Raw genomic sequence first — 16,081 nt, 5'->3', positions numbered from 1 at the left:
TTAAAAAGATGAATTGCTATTAAATTCATCCTTAGCAATTGTTTCCTCTCTATTAACTGCTTCTACAGTACAGTCATGAATAAACGTCTTTTCACAATAAGGGCAGGCTATTTCTTCCTCTTCTCCCATATCTAAATATATTAATGGATGACCAGAACCCTCATCATTCTCATCACCATGACAACAAACTTTTCTTTTATTGACCCTCACTTTTTGCATGTTGCTCCTTTAGTTTATAACATTTTATGTATTAAATATATTTTTTGGAAATAAAAAACAATAGGCATCATTTTTCACTTTTTACCCTTATTTAAGTTAATTAATTCTTTTTGGACGCCCTCTGGTACGAATTTGCTAACACTCTCACCTAATCTTGCTATTTCTTTTATAAAGCTTGATGAGATAAATTGAGTATCCTCAGAAGCAGGAAGAAATATGGTCTCAATTTCAGGAAGAAGTTTATAATTTACCCAACTCATTTGAAACTCATAATCAAAATCCGACACTGCTCTGAGTCCCCTAATAATAACAGAAGCATTTTGCTCTTTAGCAAACTTCATTAGCAACCCATTGAAAGATACAACATCTGCGCCAATTCTTAATCTTTTAATTTCATTTCCAGCCATGCTTGTACGTAGTTTTACGTCAAAAGTAGTATGTTTATTAGTATTTTCTGCAACGCAGATTATTAACTTATCAACCAGTTTACATGCTCTTTTTATTATGTCAATATGCCCAAAGGTTATAGGATCAAACGTACCGGGGTAAATTCCTATTCTGTTATTAATATTCATCCTTTATTTTTATATAAATTACTTTAAAAACTTTTGATAGACATAATAACATTTTTTATCTAAAAATTAAAACATATTGTTGGCCTGATAGCTCAGTTGGTAGAGCAAAGGACTGAAAATCCTTGTGTCGCTGGTTCGATTCCTGCTCAGGCCACTTCGCCTTCTTACCAAGTTTACCTTTTTATTACAGAATACTCTACTGTGTGTTATGATATTCATACAAATATTAGTGAGGTAAATTATATTACATAAATATTATAATAGAGTATTTAATATCTTATTGAGTGTAATCCTGTTATTCAGCAGCATTACTTATGCAGGCACTAATGAAAATTTGCACCCAATAGGTGGTGACATAGTTGTTGGTTTACTGAAAACAGAAGAAGAGATATACCCATGTGAGGTTGGCTTATCTCAGAATATCTACGAGATGTTTAATAATTGGGGAGTTAAAACTGTACTAATTGATTATAATAAGATAATTAGCCTTAAAAAAATTCAGGCAGAGTCACTTAATCTTGTAAAACAAGATAAAATATTGGCAAGAAAGCTGACATTAGACAAAATAAAAGTTGAAGTTGCACAATTCATTAAAGAGCACAAAATAAATAGAATACTTATTCCGGGAAATTATTATAATTTACATTCGGAACCTTTTCCACCTACTCCTTATCATCAACTCGTTACTGAAGCAATTGTAAAAATAATGGATGATAATCCTGCAATTCATTTACTTGGCATATGTGGTGGTTTACAAGGTATCATGAAAGCAAAGGGAATTGAAGTAGTGAGTGTAGCAAATCTTGTGAATGATGAAGAAAAGCAAAGATCTCATTTAAAATCAGCACCTAATTCACAGCAAGAGGGTGTACCTCTCCAACAGATAAAGGTAGTTCCAAACAGTCGTTTAGCAGAAGTGACAGCTAAATTTTTACCACCTGACGAAAATGGCTGGTTTTCAACATATTTCCCAAATGCTCATTCAGGGGCAGTAATTAATACACCAGAAAATAGAAGAAAATTAGAGTTACTTGGATATAAAGTTGCAGCATTTTCCAGTGACGGGGTAATAGAAGCTATAGAAGATAAGCATGGTAATATTTACTTTCAAAGTCATCCAGAAGCACTGGTTGTGAAGTCAGATAAAAACCTCTATTTATTAAATCACAAGGCGTGTCAGATTTCAACGCTAGTTGCCATAGCAATCATAAATGATTTTCTCTATCGTGCTTAACGGATGCTTTCTAACGTCAATACTATCGTCATCCCAGCACGTAATGCTGGGATCTAGATTATTATGCAAAGTTATTACTTGCAAATAAACGCAATTTAGAATAATTCATCCTATGAAATTAGAAAGCGAGGTCTAAGTGCCAGCTACTTACATGACACACCTCCTTTTTACACAGCTTTAATTATTTACTCCAAGTATATTGAATGTATACTTATTACTAAATTAATTTTGAAACGATAGGAAATGAATGAATTTAAATCGATCCGCAATATTGCAATAATTGCACACGTTGACCACGGTAAAACTACTTTACTTGATAACATGTTAAAACAAAGTGGCACGTTTCGTGAGAATCAAGAGGTTCAAGAGCGAGTGATGGATAGTGGCGATCAGGAGCGTGAACGAGGAATTACAATACTTGCAAAATGCACATCAATAACGTGGAGTGATGAAAAAATCAATATTATTGACACACCAGGGCATGCGGATTTTGGCGGGGAAGTAGAAAGGGTATTATGCATGGCAGATGGCGTGTTGCTGCTGGTTGACGCTGCAGAAGGACCCATGCCACAGACTAAGTTTGTACTGTCGAAAGCACTAAAAGCAAATTTGAAGCCAATTGTGATAATCAATAAAGTTGATCGACTAGACAGCAGAATTGATGAAGTGGTAAATGAAATATATGAATTGTTTTTTAATCTTGATGCAACTAATGAGCAACTAGATTTTCCAGTATTGTACGCTTCTGGTCGAAATGGCTGGTGTGTTAAGGAACTTTCTGACGAAAGAAAAGATTTAAGTCCATTATTTTCAACAGTTATAGATTATATAAAACCTTCTATTTATGATCAAAATGCACCTTTTGCTATGCTGGTCACTCTACTTGAATCTGATAAATTTCTTGGCAGGATATTAACAGGAAAAATTTATCAAGGAATCGCAAAAGTCAATTCAGATCTCAAGGTACTTGATCTCGACGGTAAAGTGGTTGAGCGAGGAAGATTAACTAAGTTACTTTCATTTTCTGGCTTAAAACGTATTCCAGTAGAGCAGGCTATAGCAGGTGACATAATTGCTATTGCAGGTCTTGAAAAAGCTTCAGTTTCAGATACAATAGCAGCACCAGAAGCTACAACTGCAATCAGCTCAACTCCAGTTGACCCGCCAACGATGGCAATTACTATAAGCGTTAATGACTCGCCTTTTGCTGGGCAAGAGGGAACAAAACTTACCTCAACTGTTATAAAGGATCGTTTATATGCAGAAGCAGAAACAAATGTTGCAATTACTGTAACTTTGGCGCCAAGTGGCGAGGCATTTGAAGTAGGTGGACGTGGTGAACTACAGCTTGGAGTATTAATTGAAAATATGAGAAGAGAAGGTTTTGAGCTCTCTATTTCACGTCCTCGAGTGTTATTTAAAGAAGAAGATGGTAAAAAGCTTGAACCCATAGAAGAAATAGTAATTGATGTGGATGATGAATATAGTGGGATCATTATGGAAAAACTCAACTTACGAAAAGGTGAAGTAACCGATATGAAGCCTTCTGGTAATGGCAGAACAAGGTTAACGTTTTTAGTGCCATCAAGAGGATTAATTGGTTATCAAGGAGAATTTTTAACTGATTCTCGCGGTACTGGTATAATCAACCGTTTATTTCACAGTTATGCTCCACATAAAGGTCCAATTTCTGGAAGGCGCAATGGGGTTTTAATTTCAACAGACAAAGGTGAAGCCGTGGCCTATGCAATTTTCAATTTACAAGATAGGGGAATCATGTTTATTAAGCCACAAGACAAGGTATATTGTGGTATGATTGTTGGCCAGCATAGTCGTGACAATGATTTGGAGATAAATGTATTAAAAGGCAAGCAATTAACAAATGTAAGAGCTGCAGGTAGTGATGAAGCTATAAAACTCACTCCACCAAAGATAATGACACTGGAGGATATGATAGCATATATAGGCGATGATGAATTGGTGGAAGTGACTCCAAAATCTATACGTCTGCGCAAGAAGTTCCTTGATCCAAATGAACGTAAGCGCGCAGGCAGGGCAAAGAATAAGGAGTAAGTAGAGGTTTCTCTGCCCTGAAGAGGCACTCAATGGACCCTTTGTATTACTCTCTCTATTTTAATATGCGAGCGTTGCAATTTGCAGCTAATTTGCATAGCAGGTGGTGTCATGAAAGTAGCTGAAATACAACTGTACGAACATTGAGATATAAGTAACTTGTACCGAGAAGAAAGATATCATTCCAGTGACTAGACAATCCAGAAAAAAAAGAACTAGTTTACTTTTCTATACCATACATTTTCCCTTTAAAGCAGAAAATAGTTGACATACTAAACTTTTAATAAAATACTTAAAAAAGTTTATTAACAACTTTAGAAGTAAAATATGTGGAAAAACATAAAAAATTTTTTTAAGTGGACTGCTGATCACACAGGAGTTTCATGGATTTTAAGAAAAATTTCATCAGGGTGGAGGTCTAGTAATAAGAGACAAATCAACCAAGCTGGTCCGGTCGACCAGGAAATCAAGCGCTAAGTAACTCTCCTGACAGTAGAATAAGTAACCTACTACAAGATAACCCTGGTATTTTTGATGTTATTAAAAAAGGTAACAATAGCACCTGGTGCTACACATAGCGAGAGATAATACACCCAAAGTTTTTAGTAATAACAATTACCAAGATTTATCAAAATATCAAGTATATATCGAATGTGACAAAGGTGTATTCAAAGTTACCCTTGAATTAGGAGCTTCTTGTAGTAATCCGTTTTATTCAAGTTTTAATGTACTCTCAATAACACCTTATGGTCGTGACACTTCATATAGCGAACTGAAGAAAATGGAAAATATGTTAGGTCTAAGTAAAGGTAAAAGTCCCTTCACTATAACTCAGATATCTAAAGATCCGATTACAGTCCCTAAAGTGGCTGAAAATGGTGATGTACCAAGCTCAGCAACTGATGTACCAGTAATAGAAAGAAAGCATCACATTAATAACCTAAGTTTAGGTGGAAATGGTTATTATTAATTAATCAGCAAACTTTGTATAAAAAAGCACCTCTTTAAGTGCTCTTTTTTTCTTTTCGATATACACAAAAATTAGATAGTATTATGAGTACAGTTTTTTTGCATTCTGATGCTTTTCAGTTCTATAGTTCTCGGATTAAATTTTCTTTATTTACTATTATTTCTCTATATTTTCGTAAAAAAGAATAAGAAATTTAGCGAAGAGAAAATAAGATCAGCAAACCTTGAAGGCAATTTGTGTAAGTTGGAGCGTGAGCTTCAAGAGGCAAAACAGACCTTACTAGCAAAGGATGAGGAAATAGTAGATTTAAAAGTTAAGAAAGTAGAGCTTGAAGTAACTCTGCAAAAAGAACGCGAAGAAAAGAAAAAGGAAATAGAATTACTAACAAAAGCAGAGGAAAGACTCACAAATATTTTTAAAGCACTTTCTCTTGATGCTTTGCAGGTGAACAATAATAATTTTCTGAACCTAGCGAAGGAAGTAATTGATAGTAAACTAAAAGAGACAGAAAGTAATTTTGAGAAAAGACAAGCTATAATCAACGAAGTTGTAACTCCAATAAAAGAAAAATTGGAAAAATTTGATAGTGAAATACGTGAGCTAGAGAAAGAGAGAGTGGGAGCCTATAAAGGGTTAAAAGAGCAAATTGGAGCATTAATGACCCAAACTTCTAGCCTTGCTAATGCTTTGAGAAAACCTCATGTTAGGGGGAAATGGGGTGAAATGCAGTTAAAAAGAGTAGTTGAAATGGCGGGAATGATTGAATATTGTGATTTTTTTACTCAACCGTCAGTGGTTGATAAAAATGAGGATAGTTTATTACGTCCTGATTTAATAATAAAAATGCCATCTGGAAAACAAATAATAATAGATGCTAAAGTGCCGCTCAGTTCTTATCTTGATGCTGTATCGCAAAACGATTTGCAAGTGCAAAAGGAGAAATTAAAGGATCATTCCTTGGCAATAAAAAAACATATAAATGATCTGGGCAAAAAAGAGTATTGGAATCAATTTGAAAATACTCCAGAACTTGTTGTGCTTTTTCTCACAGGAGAAGGAGTGTTTAGTGCAGCATTGGAGTATGAGCCTGCTTTAATAGAGATTGGAATAGAAAAAAAAGTGATTATTGCAACACCGATCACTCTAATTGCGTTGCTTAGGGCAATAGCATATGGATGGAAGCAAGAAATGATAGCTGAAAGTGCAAAAAAAATCAGTGATCTGGGTCATATTTTATATGAGCGAATCTGCACAATGGGCAAGAATTTTGATAATCTGCGGAGAAGCTTAAAAAGTGCTGTTGATCATTATAATCAAACTGCAGGTTCACTTGAAGCAAGAGTGTTTCCTGCTGCCCGAGAATTCAATAAGCTTGGTATACATGCAAAAAATAAAGAATTGGTTGCTGCAAAGGAACTAGAATCTTTACCGAGCAGTTTACACGCTGAGGAACTGAAAGTAGACTAAAAAACCAGAGGGTAATGTAAGAAATCTATTAACTTAGCCTCCCCTAAGCCTTGGCCACGCATCACAAATGAACTTCTGTCAAAGTAGATGAAACAGCGTCCTCAGTTAGCTCTGTAGGTACACTACAATTCTCTAAAACTTCTATTTTTGATCGCTTCTAGAGCGCTTTTTCCTCCCAAGAAACAGTTTTCTTCTAAACTTTTTCTCTTACCTTTTAACTTGTTAAGCCTTGCTTCTTTTTTCTCATCAATCTCTACTTTTATTTTAGTATTTCTTCCTTATCGGAACTTAGATAAATACTAATCTTTCCTACCTCGGTGGTAAAAGATATTTCAATACTACCTTTTAAGATATCTGTGTAATTTCTTTTCCCGTGTACGGTTTCAACTCTCACTATACTTTCTCCAATTTGAAGTATGCCAACCCTTAAATTTAAACCTTCAGCTTTTTCATTATTTAAGATTTTTGCAGGCTCAATGATACTATTTTGCAAGCATTTCACATAAAGATATCTATTATTTGTCTCTACTTCTAATCTATTCTGTTGAGTTTGTTCGCTTTTATTTACAATACTTTCGTATGCTATATTCATTAGCTTCTTTTTCCTGTTCTTAAATTCCTTATTGATGTTATCTAAACAATTAAAATCAAAATGTTTATTTGTAAGCGTGCCATAGTAGAGCAATTTTCTTTTCTATCCCACCCTTTAGCAACAAATCTATAGTGATACTTTTTACGACAATTTCAGCTTTATCTTTATCATCATCGCCTTCGTAGGTATGATCATAAGGATCAGGTACTCCAAATAAAAATGAATAAGCTCATTCACACTAAACATATGAATAACCTCTAATATTGTTTCTAATATTAAACTTGTTAAAGTTTCTTTACAACACCTACAACATGAATTCAGTCTTATTCCTGCTTCCAAGTACTTATCTATTATATTCCCAACTCTTTTTAAAATGTCTGCTTATGCTTCAAATCTTTTGTTTTTTTTATGTCTTTTATCTCCCTACAAAATGCACCTATTAGTTCATGTTCACCTTTAGTTGTTGGTATCTTCACCAGAAGTGAATCCTTTAGAAAAGGATAATTAGTACTTAAGCTGTAGTCAGAATCTTCTTCTGTGCACAATAACTTGATCCACTAGAAGCTTGTCTGATTATCGTTGCCGGAGTTATATCCTGAATCATAACGTACCTGATCATTATGGATAGTGTGCTCTTTATCAGGAGATTGTTGTTCAGGGTAATTATTAAGGTAATTTTTCTGATTCCCTTCATCTTTTTTGTAGGTAAAATTATATTCTTGACTAACATAGAAGGGTTTATTGGATCTTCTCTAGTGTATTGATTATAATTTCCATATTGTGCCACCATATTTCTAATAACTTGTCTGGCATCGAAGCCATGTCCTTTAGGCTAATATACCATCCGTTTAACGAACCACCAAACGTGGGCAACTGATTGTTGGCAAAGTACGGTGAACTAATATAATGCTGTGGATGCTGCACCGGACACTTGCATAAACTTGTTGATCATTACTTCCATTCAACTTACACGATTACCAGATTTAAGGTGCAATTCTTCTAAATGATCTGGCATATCAAAAGTATTACATATACCTCGTTGCTTACTTATCTCACTATCCATAGTGTATAACCATTACTTACTAATTCCTTGGTATTAATATAGTAAATAAATAAGTCAATAATGTTTTTCCTCTTCAGTGCTAAAATTGGTCAAAAATCTCAAAAAATGAGCTAAAATAAGAAGGAAAATAGCAGAAAGCTTGTTAAAATTGATATTAAAGAAGTCAATATTAAAGATTATTAGAAAAGAAATCTATACAGATCGACCTTTTTGTGAATCTGCATTTCTGCTTTCCTCAATTTGCTTTGCAAAAGATGTCTCTTGCTTGTTAGTATGCTGAAGTGGCTTAGCAATTTCACGCACAGCAGCAACGACTGCAACTAAAAACGCTTTCAACAATGCACTTAGAATCCCACCAACTGCTTTCCTGCCATATATACGAGCTTGCTTTTCGTTACCATCAGCAGTTTCTCCTGCTCTTCTTCTTGGGTCCATCCTATGAGCAATAACTGAAAATAACACTCCCTTGATTGAAGACTTCATTCCTGCTTTTGCTCTGAGAACATCTTCATCATGTGCTGTTTCGTGTCCGTGACTTAAGTGTTTAACGTTCATTAACTCCTTTTGTTGCCAGATGCCGCTTAACATTTCTTCCATTATTTGTTTTCTTCTCTTCTCCATAACTCTTTTCATGGACTCTGATTTATCGCGAGTATGTTTTGTGGTTTCAAATTCTGCATCAATATCTTCAGATGCTGCCTGACTATACAAGGTCTCAATGAGCCTATCTATACTCCGTTTTACTTGCATAGTCCTTTCGTAACTATCTAAATTATCAATTCCTTCATCAATTTGATTTAAGATACCCTCAAAAACTTTTAAATAGTCTTGAACAGATTGTTCTATATCTTTACCTTTCTGCTGCTCTTCTTGGTTCAGCTGATTTTCATCCTTCAAATTCCTCTCTCTTTTGTCATCGTTATTTTCTCCACTATTGTTATTCCCTCTTTCAAAAAGATAATCATCGTCCATAACTTAAATTTAGTTAAAATTTTTACCGATTACTATTGTATACGAAAAGATTAAATTAACATTAATGAAGGGTGTTTATTACTTCAGCACTCGCTAAAATTACAGTAAAGCTATCAAAAGCAGCAAGTTTATAATACCCCTCATACAGTTCAGCTGGGCACCTGAGCATTATCTTTTCCTTATCGAGCACTTTTCTCCAGACAAAAGAAGAAATATCTTTTATCTCTTCCCTATTATTAAGCAAAGTGAACATTAAGTTTCTTATATTATTCAACACAATGAAATTATTATCATGATCTTTAATTTTTATCTGTCATTTGCTCATTGTTACCTCCTTTTATAAAAATATCAAAATTAATTATTGAGTGTAAAATTTAATCGCACTGATCTATAGCACAATTACTCTCTAAAATGGTCTTACTATAAGAACCTTTAATGCTTTTAAGCACCAAGTTAATATGCCTTATAGCGATAAGCATACTACTTATATGGTAAGTATATATATCGCATGCAAATCTTGCTTTGTAGCAAAATTAGACAACATATGTAGGTCGTTGTAATTCACTATGCACAATCTTAGGTAAAGAATAGTGACCTGTTTGGGTAAGTAGTCGTAAATGTTAGTAACGTGCTTTTTTAAACCAGGATCTGTTTTCAGCGCCGCGTAAATACTGTTGTATAACTCATTTATAGCTTGAATTTTTTCCATAATTAACTCCAGCTATGATATAGCCAACACAGATAAGATTTACTGATAAGGCTAGACCCAAGTAGTCAAGCCACTTAAATGACAACAAGGAGCTACAAAACAACTCGCGGCTCGCGAAATGGGGAGTACATCTCTTTCACTCCAGACAAATAGCTACTAACTTCTGATTCACGATATTTATAAAGAGCAGAAACATGCTGCATAATACCTAATTTATCTACTCGTAAACATTTGTCATAGCCAGCTTCGTACATAATATCAATTCTTATTGCATTCGAACAATTGAAAAATTCAATGTAACCTACTACATCACTAAAATGATACTTAAGTGCCCTCTTTTCTTAATCTTTAGACATCGTTGCAGTGGCATATATTATTATTCTCACAAGACCATAGCTTAAATAGATCCTATGAGGTATACAACCTTCACATAAAACTTGCCACATTTGCTTTACCAGTGACTTTTTCATATACCATTCAGCGTAATCCGTTACATAAAAATTAGATTTGAAATCAACCTATCATCTTGATCGTTCTCAACACGTAAAAAAGATTTAACCTCTTCTAAAGTCACTGGAAAGAATTTAGGTTTAGGTTTACGTTGGACATATATTCTTGGTGAAGCAGACATATAACCCTCCTTATTTGTGCCATGTATAAATATATTTTTTGCCATCCAAATAGCTGATACTAGGATCTAGAGAACTTAATAGAAAACAAGCATATCTAGATAGCTGTATAATAAGGAACTAGATTCCAGCGTTACACACCGGAATAATATAAACCTTGCATTCAGTGTTAAGTTGAAATCTGTATAGCAGCAGTTCTAAGTGCTTGAAATTCTTGCACTACAAGTTCTTTACTGTATGCTCCACTACATTAAGGAGAGAACGAATTAAAGCTGTTTTTCCTTTTTTGTTAATAAAATTTGAACTTATAGCATATTCAACTAGGTTGGATTTTAGAAAATTGACATTTTGAGAATGATATTGTTGAAGATAGAGTTTGGCTCCTTAGCAAGCAAATTACGAAATTTCTGCACACTTTCATATGCGATATTTTCAAATTCATGCGCAAATTTATCTTGAGCTACAGTAGTTATATCTACAATTTCTTCATTAAATTCCTCCAGCTTTTTTCCCTTACTCTTAAAGTTTTTTGCAAAAGCCTTCATAACTATCCCACTTAACTACTATTACGGCTATAATGATAACGAAAAAACTACCGAAGTAAAAAATTTACACTATATCATACTACTCACAACTATACAAACACCCGCTGAAAAGTAAGCTAGGCACGATTGATGTCATCACAATGCTCATACAGTTGTATGTCTGAACACTGGAATGACACCTCTCTTAAATTGCAACTAATCTAAACATTAAGAAATTTACTAACTGCAGAAAAAAGGCAAAGAAACCACAGGTAGCGAGTTTTGACCATCTAACACTTTAAATTTGCGCTGTAATAATTTGCTAACACTTAGCTTAAGCGCAATTTGGCTGAATGTAGAAAAAATTTAAAAGACATGCAGCCCCAATGATTTGATGTAATCCACCAAAAAACACCTAAATTTTTTACTGAATTTTGTCATTGAACCTGCAGGTCAAAAACAAGTTTTGAGTCAGAAATACCTTTAATATCGTGATAAGGGGGGTGGAGGAATTTGTCAAGTATTTTTATGCTAGCTGGCTACTTGAATTTCTTATAAGCCTATGTTCACACAATTGTGCATCAGAATTTTAAAATCTTCCATATACATCATCCAACCTCACTTACCATTATCAGATAAAAGCTCTCCTATTTGAAATTCAACTATTTCACGTGGAAAACCTGCGCTTCTATTTTCATTCCTATGGGAAATCTTCCTTGGAATTTCTACCACATGATCTTTCGCTATAGCACTTGTTTTATTGCCTAAGTTAACATATCCAGCTCCGACAGCATTATATGGTATTCATCTCTATAGTAATGAAATTGCTTGGAAATACAGCTCAATAGATTTACAAAAAGATATTTTATAAGAAAATTTTCACTCATTAAAATTACACTATAAAATCCCCATTGCTTGACTTTTTTCTTATCAGCTTTGCTTCCTTAACTCTACCAATAAATGATATTAGGCTCTTATTTAGAATATTTTGATGCTTATAACCTCTACTTAGTAAATTTCTTGCATCACTTTCTGCTGTCAAAACTGGCTCTTTCTTTCCTGTTATCAGTTGGAATGGCTCCGATTCTTTACTAAATCTCCTACTTAATTCTAAAACTGAGCTCCAAGCTCCAACATCCACCTAACCAAAATTAGCCTCGATCATCGCAACGTTTCTTGCTTTTTCCATCACTAAACAATCAATAGATATGTTTTCAATTCCCACAAAATCTTGTTGTTTTAAATACAGAAATCTCTCTTGTGGTGTAAAATGTCACACACTTGTACAACATAAATTGTAAAAGATTCATGGCAGATTTTTTGATCTCATCTATGTAGCGTTTTGCCTTAAACACAAATATGCTAGAGTTCCAATAACGATTGTCTCTCAACTCACGCTCAGGTTTTTCTATAAAGCTCTTCACCATATAGTATTTCCTCCTCTGACTATAAACTGCATTTATATAACTGTATTCACAATTGAATTCGTAAAGCTTCAAAAGTAACTATAGAGTTAGTTTCAGAGGCTAGCTTGCTTTCTTAACAGAAACATAAAAGCTAATTAAATCCCCTATAAAATGGTCTGAAGGCAGAATTAACATTGTCTCGTTTTCATCGCAAAGAAGCGCAGCAATTAATACCACCGCTTCTATTCCGATTTTTACTAGTTCGAAGATTACTTCATATTCTTGCAGCGCACACAACTCTTCCCACTACTAATAACTTATATTGTATATTCGTGGCAATTATGGGTAGTATATAATCACTTTTTAGTCTCAACAAAGTGTTTTGAAACATAGTATTATAGCTAAATATTTTCTGAAACTGCTTCGACTTAGATAAAGGCCAAAAGTCTGCTTCCACTACTACCACACAATATTACAGGATGCATTTAGTTAAAATATTAATTATTTAATTAATATCTTATACTAAGGGCAAGATGCATGCAAGTTTCTGTTGTGGAACGGTTAAGATAGAAAGTAGATATTAATTTAAAGTAATGGCCGATTAGTACGGTTAACGTGATAGAGTTACGCCTTTCTGTCCTTCCTGTTGCGTTACCTTATCAACATGAAAAGTACTCTCCCTCTGATTCTCAAGCTTAGCTATCTTTTCATTGCTTTTGTTTTGTTTCCTAGATTCATTTTCTATGCTCCCACCACTTTTACTTAATCCCTTTTCTAAGTTTCCTTCAATACTCAGACTTTCAGCGTCAAGCTCTTTCCAGGTACCTGCAATTTCGTATTCAGGATAATCTTTCTTCTCTGGCTCTGCCCTTTTTCCATCCTTAATAACATTAAAGTCACTCCTTGCTTCTTTCCAGTATTTTCCCAATTGATGTTTCCACATGGTCCAATAAGCATTGCAATACTTTTTTTCATCTGCTACGAACAACAAAATTGGAGCCTTAAGTATAGTAGCCCCCATATTTACTAAGTTCTTCGTTGCCACTGCAGGGATAAATAAAATATAACCAAAAGATCTTGCAACTGGATTTTGTTTGCTTATTAAATGTTCCCCTAATTTCATAGGCAGGTAGGTAAGCTGCTTAGCACAAACTTTAGCCAAGCTTGTGATGAAAACAACAGGAACAGATATAAGACTTTTATCCAGCTCCAGGTTATTACTTTGATCTCTAATTTCAAAAAAACTAGTGTTTAGTTTCTTATAATCACTAGTGTACAATAATTCTCCATTTCTTCCTTCCTCATCAATAACTTTCTGAATTTCACCTTCTTTATTTTTTTCCTTTTTGGTTAGTACAGAAGAGTTAGTTAATTGAAATGGATATTTAGGATCCTTAGTTCTTTTAGCTTCAAAAACTGGTACACGTTTTCTAAGATCCAATCTTGAAAAGCCAAATGGCTCAAAGTACGACTCATGCAACTCACCTATAGGAATTTGCTTACCTTGATTATCTGTATAATTGATATTAAAATAAGACTTACCGCCCTTTTCATTTTTACTAACCAAAGTTAATCTAAAACTTAGCCATCCATCTTTATTTTTATCGCCATACAAAAGTTTATAGGTTGGATTTTTGTCTTCATCTAATATAGAATTTCCATGTACATCCTTACTTTCTATAATTTTACAAGACTTTACAATCTGATCATAATTTTTTGGATACTGGCATTTTCGCCCATCCTTATATACCATGACCTTTCTCAGGTCTTTGACATAAACTTGAGAGTCAGGTGGAGTAAATAGATCCTTCACATTTAGCACAAGGTTCGTTTCCCACTTTTTCAAAGCTCCTAACATGTTACTAAACCAAAATCATAATGCTATAGCTCAATAATAGAACTAGTACACTAATAATATATTAACACACAATTAACAATTTTACTAGAAAATATGCCTGTAAAAGACAAAAATTGTAAAAGCAAGGGCTATATAAGTGATGCTCGATAAATACTTTATACATGTAATCGTAAAAATTCTTAGAGGTACACTATGTATATAATCTTCACACACTACCTGCATTCCAAGCACTGCATGCCAAAAAATATAAAATAGCAATACAACAAAAAATAAAAGCTTTAGAGGGTGATTAATAGCCTGAAGTAATTTTTCATTAAAATACACAGGGCTATTAGCATAAAATACATAAGAGAATGAATAGATAAACCAGGGAAATAAAAATAGTAAAATTACCGCAGAAACACGCTGAACCCACCAATGACGTACTGAATTTCCAGATTGATTCATATAAACATAAATAAAAAAGTCATAGTAGAAAGAAGTAGCATTACTGTCAGTAGTATAGCACTTTTCGAAACACCAGTAATTTCCAAATTAAGCCCAACATCCCATAACAAATAACGAATACCATTAAGAAAATGATATAGAAAACTTACAAGGTATAAAATGTAAGCTACCTTAGCAATAGGAGTAGATAACAATACATTTAAGTACTTTACTATAAATAGTCCAGGGAAATAAATATGTAATATGAAATACCAAGAAAGTACCATTAATAAAAGGAATAACAAGATACCAGTCAACCTGTGCATAATAGAGAAAAAACTAGTAACTTGTAATTTATATATCTGTAAATGTGGAGAAAGAGGCCTATAACTCATAAAATTCAATTATCAGGAAGTTAAAATAAAGTAGAAGTAAAGACAGCAGCATAGTGTATAATAACACTACCATTAAAAGTAGTGAGTTATGCACAAAGCCTAAGGAGGTAATCCAGCTGCAGATTCCCCTACTGCTACCTTGTTACGACTTCGCCCCAGTCACTGATCCCACTTTAAATAACTCCCTCCTTACGGTTAGGTCATTAGCTTCGAGTGAAACCAACTCCCATGGCGCGACGGGCAGTGTGTACAAGACCCGAGAACGTATTCACCGTGGCATGCTGATCCACGATTACTAGCGATTCCAACTTCATGCACTCGAGTTGCAGAGTACAATCCGAACTGAGATGGCTTTTAAGGGATTAGCTTGGCCTTGCGACTTTGCAGCCCATTGTAGCCACCATTGTAGCACGTGTGTAGCCCACTCCATAAGGGCCATGATGACTTGACATCATCCCCACCTTCCTCCAGCTTATCACTGGCAGTTTCCTTAAAGTCCCCAGCATTACCTGATGGTAACTAAGGATGAGGGTTACGCTCGTTGCGGGACTTAACCCAACATCTCACGACACGAGCTGACGACAGCCATGCAACACCTGTGTGAAACCCGGCCGAACCGACCCTATCCCTTCGAATAGGTATAATTTCCATGTCAAGGAGTGGTAAGGTTTTTCGCGTTGCATCGAATTAAACCACATGCTCCACCGCTTGTGCGGGTCCCCGTCAATTCCTTTGAGTTTTAATCTTGCGACCGTAGTCCCCAGGCGGAATGTTTAACGCGTTAGCTGTAATACAGAAAGCAAACTTCCCATATTTAACATTCATCGTTTACAGCGTGGACTACCAGGGTATCTAATCCTGTTTGCTCCCCACGCCTTCGCGCCTCAGCGTCAGATTTGAACCAGATAGACGCCTTCGCCACTGGTGTTCCTCCTAATATTTACGAATTTCACCTCTACACTAGGAATT

At 34.6% G+C, this 16,081-nt stretch carries 15 protein-coding genes, 1 tRNA gene, 1 rRNA gene and 3 pseudogenes; 5 read left to right on the top strand and 15 right to left on the bottom strand.

The annotated features are described in order from the left end of the window. Entirely contained in the window at positions 1 to 219 is a 219-nt protein-coding gene (locus QUS22_RS00110) for a zinc-finger domain-containing protein (protein ID WP_289512976.1), read from the bottom strand. Positions 220 to 293: 74 nt separating this feature from the next. Next, positions 294 to 794, bottom strand: a complete 501-nt coding sequence (coaD, locus tag QUS22_RS00105) for a pantetheine-phosphate adenylyltransferase (protein ID WP_289512975.1) — start codon at positions 792 to 794, stop codon at positions 294 to 296. An 81-nt stretch (positions 795 to 875) separates the two neighbouring features. Between coaD and QUS22_RS00100 the strand changes: the two genes are divergently transcribed. The 5 genes from QUS22_RS00100 to QUS22_RS00080 all read left to right on the top strand — a co-directional run bounded on the left by QUS22_RS00100 (position 876) and on the right by QUS22_RS00080 (position 6,538). Then, a tRNA-Phe gene (locus tag QUS22_RS00100) sits at positions 876 to 948 on the top strand. Between the two features lie 276 nt (positions 949 to 1,224). Continuing rightward, positions 1,225 to 2,028 (top strand): glutamine amidotransferase-related protein, encoded by an 804-nt coding sequence (locus tag QUS22_RS00095; protein ID WP_289513259.1) that lies wholly within the window; start codon positions 1,225 to 1,227, stop codon positions 2,026 to 2,028. 243 nt (positions 2,029 to 2,271) lie between these two features. Beyond that, positions 2,272 to 4,101: a translational GTPase TypA gene (gene typA / locus QUS22_RS00090; protein WP_289512974.1), complete on the top strand. Its 1,830-nt coding sequence runs from the start codon at positions 2,272 to 2,274 to the stop codon at positions 4,099 to 4,101. Positions 4,102 to 4,666: 565 nt separating this feature from the next. After that, a complete protein-coding gene (locus QUS22_RS00085) occupies positions 4,667 to 5,071 on the top strand; it encodes a hypothetical protein (protein WP_289512973.1) in 405 nt (134 codons plus the stop codon). A 108-nt stretch (positions 5,072 to 5,179) separates the two neighbouring features. Beyond that, positions 5,180 to 6,538 (top strand): DNA recombination protein RmuC, encoded by a 1,359-nt coding sequence (locus tag QUS22_RS00080; RefSeq protein WP_289512972.1) that lies wholly within the window; start codon positions 5,180 to 5,182, stop codon positions 6,536 to 6,538. Positions 6,539 to 6,797: 259 nt separating this feature from the next. Here QUS22_RS00080 and QUS22_RS00075 read toward each other — a convergent pair whose 3' ends face one another. From QUS22_RS00075 to QUS22_RS00005, 13 genes and pseudogenes are all read right to left on the bottom strand, one after another. Beyond that, entirely contained in the window at positions 6,798 to 7,130 is a 333-nt protein-coding gene (locus tag QUS22_RS00075; RefSeq protein WP_289512971.1) for a hypothetical protein, read from the bottom strand. Positions 7,131 to 7,868: 738 nt separating this feature from the next. Beyond that, positions 7,869 to 8,054 (bottom strand): hypothetical protein, encoded by a 186-nt coding sequence (locus QUS22_RS00070; RefSeq protein ID WP_289512970.1) that lies wholly within the window; start codon positions 8,052 to 8,054, stop codon positions 7,869 to 7,871. Positions 8,055 to 8,385: 331 nt separating this feature from the next. After that, complete coding sequence (locus QUS22_RS00065; protein ID WP_289512969.1) at positions 8,386 to 9,165, bottom strand: hypothetical protein; 780 nt, start codon at positions 9,163 to 9,165, stop codon at positions 8,386 to 8,388. Positions 9,166 to 9,226: 61 nt separating this feature from the next. Further along, entirely contained in the window at positions 9,227 to 9,418 is a 192-nt protein-coding gene (locus QUS22_RS00060) for a hypothetical protein (RefSeq protein WP_410543815.1), read from the bottom strand. A gap of 46 nt (positions 9,419 to 9,464) precedes the next feature. After that, a pseudogene (locus QUS22_RS05450) lies at positions 9,465 to 9,874 on the bottom strand (DUF3168 domain-containing protein). 92 nt (positions 9,875 to 9,966) lie between these two features. Beyond that, a complete protein-coding gene (locus QUS22_RS00050) occupies positions 9,967 to 10,128 on the bottom strand; it encodes a hypothetical protein (RefSeq protein WP_289512966.1) in 162 nt (53 codons plus the stop codon). Positions 10,129 to 10,364: 236 nt separating this feature from the next. Continuing rightward, complete coding sequence (locus QUS22_RS00045; protein WP_289512965.1) at positions 10,365 to 10,550, bottom strand: head-tail connector protein; 186 nt, start codon at positions 10,548 to 10,550, stop codon at positions 10,365 to 10,367. A 172-nt stretch (positions 10,551 to 10,722) separates the two neighbouring features. Continuing rightward, positions 10,723 to 11,048: pseudogene (locus tag QUS22_RS00040) on the bottom strand (ECH_0659 family protein). Between the two features lie 568 nt (positions 11,049 to 11,616). Beyond that, positions 11,617 to 12,918 (bottom strand): annotated as a pseudogene (locus QUS22_RS05640) (sugar phosphate nucleotidyltransferase). 125 nt (positions 12,919 to 13,043) lie between these two features. Continuing rightward, the gene (locus QUS22_RS00020; RefSeq protein ID WP_289512960.1) at positions 13,044 to 14,291 is read right to left on the bottom strand and encodes a hypothetical protein; all 1,248 of its coding nucleotides are present in this window, start codon (positions 14,289 to 14,291) and stop codon (positions 13,044 to 13,046) included. An 84-nt stretch (positions 14,292 to 14,375) separates the two neighbouring features. Then, positions 14,376 to 14,738, bottom strand: a complete 363-nt coding sequence (sdhD, locus tag QUS22_RS00015; protein WP_289512959.1) for a succinate dehydrogenase, hydrophobic membrane anchor protein — start codon at positions 14,736 to 14,738, stop codon at positions 14,376 to 14,378. Continuing rightward, a complete protein-coding gene (gene sdhC / locus QUS22_RS00010; protein ID WP_289512958.1) occupies positions 14,735 to 15,112 on the bottom strand; it encodes a succinate dehydrogenase, cytochrome b556 subunit in 378 nt (125 codons plus the stop codon). The genes sdhD and sdhC overlap by 4 nt, the downstream gene beginning before the upstream one ends. Positions 15,113 to 15,212: 100 nt before the next feature. After that, positions 15,213 to 16,081 (bottom strand): 16S ribosomal RNA (locus QUS22_RS00005); the annotation flags it as partial.

It is taken from the genome of Wolbachia pipientis (genome assembly GCF_030373985.1).
In the GTDB taxonomy this organism is placed as follows: Bacteria; Pseudomonadota; Alphaproteobacteria; order Rickettsiales; family Anaplasmataceae; genus Wolbachia; species Wolbachia pipientis_D.
This window is presented reverse-complemented; position numbering and strand designations above follow the sequence as displayed.